Here is a 12106-nt window from a genome sequence, read left to right as displayed (position 1 = left end):
GATATGTCGAAAGAGCAACAGGCACAGCAGATGCGCAACAGCGGCGGGTTCGTCGCAGCCTTGGATCAATCCGGCGGCTCTACTCCCAAGGCCCTGCAGCTTTATGGGGTCGAGGCCGACGCCTATAGCTCAGATGCCGAGATGTTCGACATGATCCACGCCATGCGGGCCCGCATCGCCCAGGCCCCGGCCTTTACCGGCGACAAGGTGATCGGCGCGATCCTGTTTGAAATGACCATGGATCGCGAGATCGCGGGCAAGCCATCGGCGCAATTCTTGTGGGAAGAGCGTGGTGTGGTGCCGTTTCTGAAAGTCGATAAGGGCCTGGCCGATGAGGCAAACGGCGTGCGCCTGATGAAACCCATGCCGGATCTGGACGCCCTACTGACCCGCGCGGTTGGTGCCGGCATTTTCGGCACCAAGATGCGCTCGGTCATCGACGCCGCTGCGCCCCGTGGCATCGCGGCCAACGTAGCCCAGCAATTCGAGGTCGGCGCGCAAATCCTGGGTCACGGTCTGATCCCGATTATCGAGCCGGAAGTGACCATCTCGATTGCCGACAAGGTCGAGGCAGAAGACATCCTGCTTGGCGAGCTGACCAAGCATCTTGATGCGCTGCCGGGCGATCAGCAGGTGATGTTGAAACTGACCCTGCCGGAGACGGCTAACAAGTATAAATCATTGGTCGATCATCCGCGCGTGATGCGTGTTGTTGCCCTGTCCGGAGGGTATTCACGGGACGAGGCCAACACCCGCCTGTCGCAAAACACCGGCATGATCGCCAGCTTCTCACGCGCCCTGAGCGAAGGGTTGTCAGCCCAGCAATCGGATGATGAATTCAACTCCACGATCGCGGCGAGCATCGACAGCATTCACGCCGCATCCGTGGCGGGCTGACACGTCGGCGCGGAAAGCAGAAGGCGTTGGCTTCGTAAGAACAAAGTGAGCGGTCCCGGCGCATGCGCCAGTGACCGCCACCAGAGCGACTACGACGCTCGAAGGCTTTCGATCTGCCTGTCAATCCTGTCGAGTTGATTCTGCTTTTGCGTGTCAGTCATAAAGGATGCGGCGAAAGAGTTTTTCGCCAGCTTGACGACGTCATTCTCACTCAGATCGAGATGTTCCAGGACCGCGCGATAATTGTCGTTCAGATATCCGCCAAAATACGATGGATCATCCGAGTTCACCGTCACCAACAGACCGGCATCCAACGCCTTCTTCACCGGGCTTGCCGAAAGGGACGGAATGCCCTTCAACCGCCAGTTCGAAATCGGGCACATCGTCAATGGCGTCTGCTGATTTGCCAGACGCCTGGTCAGCGCCGGATCGTCCAAGGCATGATTGCCATGATCCACGCGATCGATTTTCAGAACATCCAGCGCCTCGCGCACGTTTTCGGCTGTGCCTTCCTCGCCAACATGGGCAACAGGCGTGAACCCCTCTTTGCGGGCTTCTTCGAAAACGCGGGCAAATTTGCCGGGCGGATTGCCTTTTTCAGAGCTGTCCAGCCCGACGCCAAAAATGTGTTCCTTGTGCTTGCATGCACATTCCAGCGCCTCAAAGGCCTCTTCCTCGGGCAGATGGCGCAGGAAACACATGATCAGCTTGGACGTGATGCCAAGTTGTTTTTCGGCGTCTTCCAAAGCCGACGTAATACCGCCCAGAACTGTTTCAAAAGCAATGCCACGATCAGTATGAGCCTGCGGGTCAAAGAACATTTCCACATGAGTCAGGCGGTCGGCATGCACGCGTTCCAAATACGCCCATGTCAGATCATAGAAATCCTTTTCGGTCTGCAACACCGACATGCCCAGATAATACAGGTCCAGAAAGTCCTGAAGGCAATCAAACTCGTAGGCTTTGGTGACTTCTTCAACAGTGGTATAGGGCAGTTCAACGTTATTTTTGCTGGCCATATCCAGCATCATCTGCGGTTCCAGAGTGCCTTCGATATGAAGATGAAGCTCGGCCTTGGGAAGCGTGTCGATAAGGGACAGCGACAGGTCCGCCATGGGATGTCTCCTACAGATTTGTCTTTCAGAAAACTATGTCACCCACTTGCCGTTGTGGAAAGCCAAGGCGTTCCGAAATCACGTTGTGACCTAGCTTAATCTCAAAACGTTCTTTTGTTGACACTGTAAGGGTGAGACACTTCGCACGGTCCCTTCGGACTCCGCCAAAGAGCAATCTCCTGCCATCTTTTCCGAGGTGTCTATTTGGCAGTCACGAACCAGTTGCCGAGACGGCAATCGATCAGCGAATGACAATCTCGTCGCTGCGCAGCATTCCCAGCACATCACGCGCCTGCTGGTCCAGCAGATCGATATCCAGATAAGTATCCGACAGCCGCCGGGTCAGGTTTTCCATCCGGACCACCTGGACGTTCAGCTGATCCAACTGTGCCTGCAACCCACGGGTTTCGGCCTCGATCTCGGCGCGTTGGAACAGGCCGAAATCCCCCTGCACGGCGGCAAAGGTAAAGTAAACGCCCAGGCCAAAGACCACGGCGGAATATACCAAAATACCCAAAGCGGGTGGTTTGCGGATACGTCTCACGATGTCTGCCTCTTAAGCCACCTCTTTCGGGCGGTCGAAAATCACCATGGCACAGGTGATTCGCTTTGTGAATCCCCTTTCGCCCGAAACCCGAAGCGCGGTACGATATCTCGCCTAAGGAGAGTCTCAGATGCCACACAGTGCACCGCGCAATCAACTGGCCACCCATAAAGTGACCAACCAGCCACCTGCGCGCGGCGATCTGGACCTTTGGGGCGATGACCCGGCGTTGCAGGATCACGCAGCGCATGCAGGGGCCGAGGCCGACCACCTGTCAGGCTATGGTCAGACGATCGGTACCCAACAGATGCAGGAGGCCGCCCGCGATGCCAATCGTCATATCCCCGAGTTGATCAGCCATGACAGCGCCGGGCGACGCCTGGACGAGGTGCGCTTTCACCCTGCCTATCACCAATTGCTGAGTGCTGGGATCACCGCAGGCTACTCGGCAATCCCGTGGGAAGGGCGGCCCGGTGGCCACGCAACCCATGCCGCGATGGTTTATCTGACCAGTCAGATTGAACCGGGCGTGTGTTGTCCGATGACCATGACCTACGCCGCAGTGCCTGCGCTGAAGGCTGATCCCCAGTTGTTTTCCAAGTGGGTGCCCAAGCTGACCGCGCGGGTCTATGACGGTGCGCCCAAACCGTTGGGCCGCAAACCCGGTGCGACACTGGGCATGGCGATGACCGAGAAACAGGGGGGATCGGACCTGCGTGCCACGACCACGCGGGCCGAGACGGATGGCGAAGGGTATCGGCTGCGCGGGCACAAATGGTTTTGTTCGGCCCCGATGTCAGACGGGTTTCTGACACTGGCGCAATCGGATGGTGGATTGACCTGTTTCCTGGTGCCCCGCTGGCTTGAGGGCGAGCGTAATGCGATCCATATCCAGCGGCTCAAGGATAAGCTGGGCAATCGCGCCAACGCCTCATCCGAGATCGAGTTCGACGACACATACGCGCTGCGCCTTGGCGAAGAAGGCCGCGGGATCGCGACGATCCTCGAGATGGTGCATCACACAAGGCTGGACACGGCGATGGCCCCCGCCGGGCTGATGCGGGCGGCTTTGGGTCATGCGCATCACTGGGCCAGCCACCGTAGTGCTTTTGAAGCCCAGCTGATTGATCAACCCCTGATGCGGGCCGTGCTGGCCGACCTGACCTTGGATTGGGAAGGCACGCTGGCGCTGGGGCTGCATGTGGCGCGCGCCTTTGACGGCACCAGCGAGCGGGATCGCGCCTTTGCCCGGCTGGGTGTTGGGCTGGCCAAGTTCCTCGGCAACAAACTGTGCCCCGGGCTGGTGTACGAGGCGATGGAGGCCATGGGCGGTATCGGTTATGTCGAAGAGACCGGCTTGCCCCTGCTTTATCGTGAGGCGCCGCTGAATTCGATCTGGGAAGGATCGGGCAACGTAATATGCCTCGACATCCTGCGGACCCTGAAAACCCTGCCAGCAGCGGGCGACGCCCTCAGCGAGGAACTGGGCGCGGTTGCGGGGCAGTATCGCCGGTTTGATGCGGCCTTGCAGGCCCATATTCAACGCTTCCCGTCCCTGCCCGCCGAGGGCGAAGCGCGGTGGTATGTCGAGAGCCTGGCGACGTTGCTGACCGCATCTGTCTTGATCCGCACTGCCCCTGCGGCGGTGTCCGAGGGATACATCGCCACACGGCTGGCCGGACAGCGGGGTCGCGTGGCAGGCGCCATTGGCGGGCTGGATCAGGATGGCATTCTGACGCGGCTAGGCGGGGTTTGACCGAAATGCGCAACTGCGTTGCAAAACATTTGTTTTGAATGAGGGGCGCTGCCCCTCAAACTCCCCAGGATATTTTTGGCCAGAAGAATGCGGGCGAGTGGTCATTTGTTCCCCCGCGTCAATTTCGCACTCGCCAGATCGCGATGGATCATGTATTAGATAGTTTAACGCTAAACTATTTGCGAAACGAGGGAGGTCCCGGACCATGGCCGCGCGCAAAACAACAAAGAAATCAAATGTTTCAGGCGATGAACTGACGGAGTTTTATCGCGAGATGCTGCTTATTCGCCGATTCGAGGAGAAGGCGGGCCAGCTTTATGGTATGGGCCTGATCGGGGGATTCTGCCACCTTTACATCGGTCAGGAGGCCGTTGTGGTCGGATTGGAAGCAGCCGCGAAAGAGGGCGACAAACGCATCACCACCTACCGCGACCACGGTCACATGCTGGCCTGCGGCATGGACCCCAACGGCGTCATGGCCGAGCTGACCGGCCGCGAAGGCGGCTACTCGCGCGGCAAAGGCGGATCAATGCATATGTTCTCGAAGGAGAAGCATTTCTACGGTGGTCACGGCATTGTCGGGGCAAACGTTCCGCTTGGTGCAGGCCTTGCCTTTGCCGACAAGTATAACGGCAATGACAACGTTACTTTCACCTATTTCGGCGATGGCGCGGCCAACCAGGGCCAGGTCTATGAAACTTTCAACATGTCGGCCCTGTGGGAATTGCCGGTGATCTTCGTGATCGAGAACAACCAATATGCTATGGGCACCGCACAGAAACGGTCGACCTCGTCACCCGATATCTATCATCGCGGTGCAGCATTCGGCATCCCCGGCGAAGCGGTCGATGGTATGGATGTACTGGCCGTGAAGGCTGCTGGTGAAAAGGCCGTGGCACACTGCCGGGCTGGCAAAGGCCCCTACATTCTGGAAGTCATGACCTATCGCTACCGCGGTCACTCGATGTCGGATCCCGCCAAATATCGCACCCGCGAAGAAGTGCAGAAGATGCGCGAGGAAAAAGACGCGATCGAACATGTGCGCGATCTGCTTCTGACCGGCAAACACGCTTCCGAGGATGACCTCAAGGCGATCGACAAAGAGATCAAGAACATCGTCAACGCCTCGGCAGAATTTGCCAAGGAAAGCCCGGAACCGGCCACAGATGAACTGTGGACAGATGTCTACGTAGACGCTTAAGCGACAGAGTTATCAGGAGAAATTGAAATGCCAACAGAAGTTCTGATGCCCGCCCTGTCGCCGACGATGGAAGAAGGCACACTGGCGAAATGGCTGGTCAAAGAAGGCGATACCGTATCGTCAGGTGATATTCTGGCCGAGATCGAAACCGATAAGGCCACGATGGAATTTGAAGCGGTGGATGAAGGCACCATCGGCAAGATTCTGGTCGCAGAAGGCACCGAAGGGGTGCGCGTGAACACGCCCATCGCGGTGATGCTGGAAGATGGTGAAAGCGCAGATGATATCACAAGCGCCGCCAGCGCCCCGGCCGCGGCCGAAGCGCCTGTTGCCGCTGCTCCGGTGGCTGCCGCCACAGCGGCCCCCGCGGCCCCTGCCCCCGATACCAGCCCAGACTGGCCCGAGGGCACCGAGATGAAGTCGATGACCGTACGCGAAGCTCTGAACACCGCCATGGCCGAAGAAATGCGCGCTGATGAAAGTGTCTTTGTCATGGGCGAGGAAGTGGCCGAGTATCAGGGTGCCTACAAGATCACCCAGAACCTGCTGGACGAATTTGGTGCCAAACGCGTGATCGACACGCCGATCACCGAACATGGCTTTGCCGGGATCGGTGTCGGCGCCGCCTGGGGCGGGTTGAAACCGATTGTCGAGTTCATGACATGGAATTTCGCCATGCAGGCAATTGACCAGATCATCAACTCGGCCGCCAAGACCAACTACATGTCTGGCGGGCAGTTGGGCTGTCCCATCGTGTTCCGGGGGCCCAATGGTGCCGCCGCGCGCGTGGGTGCTCAGCACAGCCAGGATTACGCCGCGTGGTACGCCCAGGTGCCCGGCCTGAAAGTGGTGCAGCCCTATTCGGCCGCTGATGCCAAAGGCCTGCTGAAGTCGGCCATTCGCGATCCCAACCCTGTGATCTTTCTTGAGAATGAGATCATGTACGGCAAATCCTTCGAGGTGCCGATGATCGACGATTTCACCATTCCCTTCGGCAAGGCCCGCATTCACCGCAGCGGCGATGATGTGACGATTGTCAGCTTTGGCATCGGCATGACCTATGCGCTGGAAGCCGCTGACAAGCTGGCCGAAGAGGGTGTCTCGGCCGAGGTGATCGACCTGCGCACCCTGCGCCCGGTTGATTACGACACGGTGATTGCATCGGTGATGAAAACCAACCGCTGCGTGACCGTGGAAGAAGGCTGGCCCGTGGCCTCGATCGGCAACCATATCTCGGCAACCTTGATGGAGCGCGCCTTTGATTACCTTGATGCACCGGTGATCAACTGCACCGGCAAGGATGTACCCATGCCCTATGCCGCAAACCTTGAGAAACTGGCCCTGACCTCGACGGCCGAAGTGCTCGACGCGGTCAAGCAAGTGACCTACCGGTAAGGAGACAAAGCGATGCCTACTGAAATTCTGATGCCCGCCTTGTCCCCCACCATGGAGGAAGGCACCCTGGCCAAATGGCTTGTCAAAGAGGGCGATACCGTCTCGTCCGGTGACCTGCTGGCCGAGATCGAAACCGACAAGGCCACGATGGAGTTCGAGGCGGTTGATGAAGGTGTGATCGGCAAGATTCTCGTTCCGGAAGGGACAGAGGCGGTGAAGGTGAATTCACCCATCGCGGTACTGTTGGAAGACGGCGAAAGCGCCGATGACATCGGCGACATCAGCGCGGGGCCGGCAGCGGCGGCTCCTGCTGCTGAGGCGGCTGAAGAAACCCCTGCCCCCGCGGCGGCATCGCCGGCTCCTGCCGCACCGGCCCGTGCCTCGGGGGAGCGCATTTTTGCATCGCCGCTTGCGCGCCGGATTGCTGAACAAAAAGGTGTTGATCTGGCATCCTTGTCAGGGTCAGGTCCGCATGGGCGGATCGTGAAAGCCGATGTTGAGGGCGCGCAACCCGGTGCTTCGGCCCCCGCCGCTGCAGCCGCTCCTGCGCCTGCGGCCTCTGCACCGACCACCGCGCCCACAGGGCCATCGGCCAGTGCCGTGGCTGCGATGTATGAAGGCCGCGAGTACGAGGAAATTGCGCTTGATGGCATGCGCAAGACCATTGCCGCCCGACTGGGCGAGGCCAAACAGACCATACCGCATTTCTATCTGCGCCGGGATATCCAGTTGGATGCACTGATGAAATTCCGCAGCCAGCTGAACAAACAGCTAGAAGCCAAAGAGGTGAAACTGTCGGTTAACGATTTCATCATCAAGGCTTGTGCCCTGGCCCTGCAAGAGGTGCCCGATGCCAACGCCGTCTGGGCAGGCGACCGGATGCTGAAACTGACGCCCTCGGATGTTGCCGTGGCCGTGGCCATCGAAGGCGGTCTGTTCACCCCAGTCCTGAAAGATGCGCATCTGAAATCCCTGTCGGCGCTTTCTGCCGAGATGAAAGACCTTGCCACCCGCGCCCGGGATCGCAAACTGGCCCCGCATGAATATCAGGGCGGCAGCTTTGCCATTTCCAACTTGGGCATGTTCGGGATCGACAATTTCGATGCGGTGATCAATCCACCGCATGGGTCGATTCTGGCCGTCGGGGCCGGTGTGAAAAAGCCGGTTGTGGGTGCAGATGGCGAACTGACCGTGGCCACGGTGATGTCGGTGACCTTGTCTGTGGATCACCGGGTGATCGACGGGGCGCTTGGCGCACAATTCCTGACCGCAATCAAAGAGAACCTTGAAAACCCGATGGTGATGCTGGCCTAAGCGCCGATACCTTTCCAAGTCTTTCACGCCGCCCCTCTAATCCGGGGGCGGCGTTTTTACGTTGACGCCAGGTCAGGTTTTCCAGACTTGGCCATTTTCCAAGCTCGGCGCAGAATTTTCCCAGATCATTTTTGACTGCTCTCTTTTTTAACGACCACTCACTTTTTCAAGGACGATTATAATGCCACTCATTGACCCCGCTTACTTCGAACTTCCTTTTCTTTGCCGGGCCGTCGGCCTGATCGGTGTCTGCATTTACGTGATCGGGTTTTTCCTGCTCTGCACAGGGCGGCTGAACAGCACGCAGCCTACCTATTTCTGCCTGATCCTTGCAGCTTCAAGCTGTGTGATGATCTCTTTGTTCACCGACTTCAACCTGAGCGCGGCGTTGATCCAGATATTCTATCTGGTCATGGCGCTGGGGGGAATTCTGCTGCGAATGCGGGCGTGGCGGTCAAACCGCCCACGCGCCGTTTAAGAGGTACTGCCGGGGCAGGACTGCAGCAGTTGGTCCATCGTCATGGAAGGTTGTTCGCAGCCCGCTTCTCCGACGACCTTAGCAGGAATACCAGCCACGGTCTTACACGGCGGCACCTCTTCCAGCACAACGGACCCTGCTGCGATCCGGCTGCAATAGCCGACCTTGATATTGCCCAGAACCTTGGCCCCGGCCCCGATCAGAACACCATCGCCGATCTTGGGGTGACGATCTTCTTCTTCCTTCCCGGTTCCGCCAAGGGTGACGGAATGCAGCATGGAAACGTTATCGCCCACCACGGCAGTTTCACCGATCACGATGGAATGGGCATGGTCGATCATGATGCCCTTACCGATACGTGCACCGGGATGAATATCCACGCCGAAAGCCTCGGAGGCGCGCATCTGGAAGAATCGCGCCATGTCCTGGCGGCCGCTGTTCCACAGCCAGTTGGCAACGCGATAGGCCTGCACCGCCTGAAACCCTTTGAAGAACAGCAAAGGCTGAACAAACCGGTGGCAGGCCGGGTCACGATCACGTACCGCAACGATATCGGCGCGCGCTGCAATCGCCAATTCGGGATCGGCGGCGTGGGCTTCATCGCAAATTTCACGCAGTATCTGCTCGGGCATTTCAGCCGAGGCCAGCTTGAGCGAAATGCGATACGCCAGCGCGGATTCAAAGCTCTTGTGGTGCAGAACCGAGGAATGGACCAGCCCGCCCAAAAGCGGCTCGTCAGCGATAACATCATGAGATTCCTCACGAATCATTGCCCAGACCGGATCAAGCTCGGTCAGTTTTGCGCGTTTCTCGGCCATGGTCATGCTCCTTTGTGCATTCCTTGACTATACCAGATAGAGTTGGGACGTAAAATGCAAAGCGGTGATAGCGGAGATAACCGGCATGAATAAGGCTGAGATCGAAAAAAAGCGCGGGCTGATTGCCGCACGCCTGGCGGCTCTGGAGGAGGAAGACAGGCTGGGCGAGGCCGGCCAAGCCACGGTTGAGTTGGATCAGCAGGCCGTCGGGCGTCTCAGCCGGATGGACGCCCTACAAAATCAGGCGATGGCCAAGGCCAACTCCACCCGCCGTCAGGCAGAAAGAAGCCAATTGCAAGCCGCCCTCACCCGGATGGATGAAGGAGAATACGGATTTTGCGAAGACTGTGGCGATGACATTGCCCCTGCCCGGCTAGATCTGAACCCGGCGGCCACCAAGTGCATTCAATGCGCCAGAGGGTGACCACGCCCTTTCCGGTTAACTGACCTCTTCCAAAAGCCACTTGGCCCGTGAAATCATATCCCGCGTCGTGTCCAGCTTTTTCTTCAAACGCTCTATCTTGGACGCTTTCTCTGTCTCTTCGAGGTCGACCAGCAGGGCCCGCTCGCGGGATTCCAGTTTGGCGATGGCCTTTTCTACATCGCGCGGCTTGATCTTGGCCGCTTTGCCCGCCTTCACACGGTCATAGTGGTCATCCAGCTTTTCGGCGATCTTACTTAGGCCCATGGGGAGCAACCTTTGATTTGGCGGTGCGGCGCCCGGTCCGCATCGGTTTGAGAATTACGTAGTTGACACATGGATATGAAAGTTATGTGACAGTTTCTTCATCATCCTCTTCCATCGCCAGAATTTGTTCGACCTCGGACAAGGCGCTGTCCCGGGCAGCATAGTAATCGCGGGCAGCCTCCAGCAATTCACGCATGACTTTGTAGGCATAGTTCGAATCGTTCAGGAAAGACGTGGCCACCGAAGCGGTTACTTTCTCCTCGCGGATCATGGTCTCGATAATGGCATTGGTCTTGCGATACTCGGCCTCGATCACCACCAGTTCATCATCCAGCCACAGGCGGCTACGGCTTTCCGGGTCAGCCAGTTCCAGCCGGTTGATCTCGACCAGAATGCGGGCGATCTGGGTTCGCAAACCGTTATAAAGATCGGTGATGGCCCCGTGCTGGGTCTGGGTATAGCGCGTGGCGTTGCGACGAAGGTGCTTCGTGGCCTTGACGGCGCGCACGATCCGCTCGGAAACATCGCGAAGTTGGTACACCCGCGCGACCACGTCCGGGGGCAGCTCTCGACCGGTGGCCCTGGTCGCGAACTCGACGATCGCGGAGTAAAGCGTTTTGACACGCTGCTCATATCTTTCGTCGATGTCGAAATCGATTTCGCTGCGGCTGGCTTTGACCATGGCTTCAATGTCCTTGGCCTCGAACAGGTCTTTCCGATGCAGGTTCAGCCCATGCGTGATCAACTCGACCGCGTTTTCGTAGAGGTGAAGAACTTCTTTTTGCATGGCAACTTCAATGGTTGCGGGAAACTCATCAACGGCTTCGTTCAGGAACTTCGGTTGACTGAGGTCGCGCACGGGTTCTCGGATGGTCCGCTCGATCAACGCGATCAGTCGACGCATCAGCGGTAACATCAAGGTGATCCCGAGAGCGTTAAAAATCGTGTGAAACACCGCCAGCTTGAGGGTGAAATCATCCGCATCAATCCCAACCCAGTGGCTGATCATATCCACTGCATCACGCAACGGGCTGATCAGCACCAACGCCACCGCAGCCGTGGCAATGTTGAACACCAGATGCGCCAAAGCCAACCGCTTGCCCTGATAATTCGCGGTCAAAGAGCCGATGATCGCCGTGATCGTGGTGCCCACATTCGCCCCGATGGCCAACGCAAGGGCGTTTTCATAGGTGATCTGCCCGGCCGCCAGCGCCGAAATGGTCAGCACCATGGTGGCATGGCTGGATTGCATGACCACAGTCGCGAAGGTGCCGATCAGCGTGTAAATGATCAGACCGGCAAGCCCCCCGAGAGCGAATTGCGTCAGATCAATCGTGTCCTTGAAGGTCTCAAACCCTTCTTTCATGTGGTGGATACCAAGAAACAGGAACCCAAGCCCGGCAAGGACATAGCCCGTACCGCGCAGGTATTTCGAAGTCTGAAAGACGAAAATAATGCCAACGGCAAGAAGCGGCATCGCGTAAGCCGAGATGTTCACCTTCATCCCGAATCCAGCCACCAGCCACGCACCGGTCGTGGTCCCCAGATTGGCTCCGAAAATGATCCCGACCCCCGCGATAAGAGAGATCAGGCCGGCGCTGAGAAAGGAGATCGTGATCACCGAGACAAGTGAACTGGATTGCATGATGGTGGTGGTTACGACGCCGAAGGCTAACGAGCGCGGGATAGATCGGGTGGCGCGCTCCAATATCCGCTCAAGAAAACCACCACTGAACAGCCGAAATCCATCCTCCAGCATCAACATGCCAAACAGGAAGATCGCGACACCTGCTGCGATCTCCTGAAACTCCGGGCTGACCCAGAAACCGCCAATCAACAAAGCGATGACGACGGGCAGGATGAGTGTCTTGGGCGAAATCGTCATTATTCTAGTACGTTA

General features: G+C 58.1%; 12 protein-coding genes. 7 read left to right on the top strand and 5 right to left on the bottom strand.

Translation table 11 applies throughout. From position 1 onward, the window contains the following. Positions 1-3 precede the first annotated feature (3 nt). Positions 4-897, top strand: coding sequence for a fructose bisphosphate aldolase (locus V6N02_RS16210; RefSeq protein ID WP_371227095.1), 894 nt, complete (start codon positions 4-6; stop codon positions 895-897). Between the two features lie 89 nt (positions 898-986). Here V6N02_RS16210 and V6N02_RS16205 read toward each other — a convergent pair whose 3' ends face one another. Together V6N02_RS16205 and V6N02_RS16200 are read right to left on the bottom strand one after the other, a co-directional pair. After that, a complete protein-coding gene (locus V6N02_RS16205; protein WP_371227093.1) occupies positions 987-2012 on the bottom strand; it encodes an adenosine deaminase in 1026 nt (341 codons plus the stop codon). Between the two features lie 241 nt (positions 2013-2253). Beyond that, positions 2254-2529 carry an FtsB family cell division protein gene (locus V6N02_RS16200; RefSeq protein ID WP_371227091.1) on the bottom strand — a complete coding sequence of 92 codons (276 nt, stop codon included), beginning with the start codon at positions 2527-2529 and terminating at the stop codon, positions 2254-2256. A gap of 157 nt (positions 2530-2686) precedes the next feature. Here V6N02_RS16200 and V6N02_RS16195 point away from each other — a divergent pair, with 157 nt between their 5' ends. From V6N02_RS16195 to V6N02_RS16175, 5 genes are all read left to right on the top strand, one after another. Next, positions 2687-4312: an acyl-CoA dehydrogenase family protein gene (locus V6N02_RS16195; RefSeq protein ID WP_371227088.1), complete on the top strand. Its 1626-nt coding sequence runs from the start codon at positions 2687-2689 to the stop codon at positions 4310-4312. Positions 4313-4517: 205 nt separating this feature from the next. Beyond that, positions 4518-5513 carry a pyruvate dehydrogenase (acetyl-transferring) E1 component subunit alpha gene (pdhA, locus tag V6N02_RS16190; RefSeq protein WP_371227086.1) on the top strand — a complete coding sequence of 332 codons (996 nt, stop codon included), beginning with the start codon at positions 4518-4520 and terminating at the stop codon, positions 5511-5513. A 27-nt stretch (positions 5514-5540) separates the two neighbouring features. Then, entirely contained in the window at positions 5541-6908 is a 1368-nt protein-coding gene (locus V6N02_RS16185) for a pyruvate dehydrogenase complex E1 component subunit beta (RefSeq protein ID WP_371227084.1), read from the top strand. A 12-nt stretch (positions 6909-6920) separates the two neighbouring features. Then, positions 6921-8222, top strand: coding sequence for a pyruvate dehydrogenase complex dihydrolipoamide acetyltransferase (locus V6N02_RS16180; RefSeq protein ID WP_371227082.1), 1302 nt, complete (start codon positions 6921-6923; stop codon positions 8220-8222). Between the two features lie 181 nt (positions 8223-8403). Continuing rightward, positions 8404-8700, top strand: coding sequence for a CBU_0592 family membrane protein (locus tag V6N02_RS16175; protein WP_371227080.1), 297 nt, complete (start codon positions 8404-8406; stop codon positions 8698-8700). Here V6N02_RS16175 and cysE read toward each other — a convergent pair. Further along, positions 8697-9518 (bottom strand): serine O-acetyltransferase, encoded by an 822-nt coding sequence (gene cysE, locus V6N02_RS16170; protein ID WP_371227078.1) that lies wholly within the window; start codon positions 9516-9518, stop codon positions 8697-8699. The two genes, V6N02_RS16175 and cysE, sit on opposite strands and share 4 nt — an antisense overlap. An 85-nt stretch (positions 9519-9603) precedes the next feature. Here cysE and V6N02_RS16165 point away from each other — a divergent pair, with 85 nt between their 5' ends. Next, complete coding sequence (locus V6N02_RS16165) at positions 9604-9942, top strand: TraR/DksA family transcriptional regulator (RefSeq protein ID WP_371227076.1); 339 nt, start codon at positions 9604-9606, stop codon at positions 9940-9942. A 15-nt stretch (positions 9943-9957) separates the two neighbouring features. On the opposite strand, the gene V6N02_RS16160 is transcribed toward V6N02_RS16165, so the two are convergent. Both V6N02_RS16160 and V6N02_RS16155 read right to left on the bottom strand, forming a co-directional pair. Further along, positions 9958-10206, bottom strand: a complete 249-nt coding sequence (locus V6N02_RS16160) for a hypothetical protein (RefSeq protein ID WP_371227074.1) — start codon at positions 10204-10206, stop codon at positions 9958-9960. A gap of 82 nt (positions 10207-10288) precedes the next feature. Further along, positions 10289-12091 (bottom strand): Na/Pi cotransporter family protein, encoded by a 1803-nt coding sequence (locus V6N02_RS16155; RefSeq protein WP_371227072.1) that lies wholly within the window; start codon positions 12089-12091, stop codon positions 10289-10291. Between the last annotated feature and the right edge of the window lie 15 nt (positions 12092-12106).

Source organism: Roseovarius conchicola, assembly GCF_041403425.1.
Lineage (GTDB): Bacteria > Pseudomonadota > Alphaproteobacteria > Rhodobacterales > Rhodobacteraceae > Roseovarius > Roseovarius conchicola.
The sequence above is the reverse complement of the archived record's forward strand: the minus strand, read 5'-3'. Positions and strand labels throughout refer to the sequence as shown.

Coding starts and splice junctions, on each gene's coding strand:
- V6N02_RS16195 (WP_371227088.1), top strand. CDS start 2,687: ATGCCACACAGTGCACCGCGCAATCAACTGGCCACCCATAAAGTGACC.
- V6N02_RS16185 (WP_371227084.1), top strand. CDS start 5,541: ATGCCAACAGAAGTTCTGATGCCCGCCCTGTCGCCGACGATGGAAGAA.
- V6N02_RS16210 (WP_371227095.1), top strand. CDS start 4: ATGTCGAAAGAGCAACAGGCACAGCAGATGCGCAACAGCGGCGGGTTC.
- V6N02_RS16165 (WP_371227076.1), top strand. CDS start 9,604: ATGAATAAGGCTGAGATCGAAAAAAAGCGCGGGCTGATTGCCGCACGC.
- V6N02_RS16175 (WP_371227080.1), top strand. CDS start 8,404: ATGCCACTCATTGACCCCGCTTACTTCGAACTTCCTTTTCTTTGCCGG.
- V6N02_RS16155 (WP_371227072.1), bottom strand. CDS start 12,091: ATGACGATTTCGCCCAAGACACTCATCCTGCCCGTCGTCATCGCTTTG.
- V6N02_RS16160 (WP_371227074.1), bottom strand. CDS start 10,206: ATGGGCCTAAGTAAGATCGCCGAAAAGCTGGATGACCACTATGACCGT.
- pdhA (WP_371227086.1), top strand. CDS start 4,518: ATGGCCGCGCGCAAAACAACAAAGAAATCAAATGTTTCAGGCGATGAA.
- cysE (WP_371227078.1), bottom strand. CDS start 9,518: ATGGCCGAGAAACGCGCAAAACTGACCGAGCTTGATCCGGTCTGGGCA.
- V6N02_RS16180 (WP_371227082.1), top strand. CDS start 6,921: ATGCCTACTGAAATTCTGATGCCCGCCTTGTCCCCCACCATGGAGGAA.
- V6N02_RS16205 (WP_371227093.1), bottom strand. CDS start 2,012: ATGGCGGACCTGTCGCTGTCCCTTATCGACACGCTTCCCAAGGCCGAG.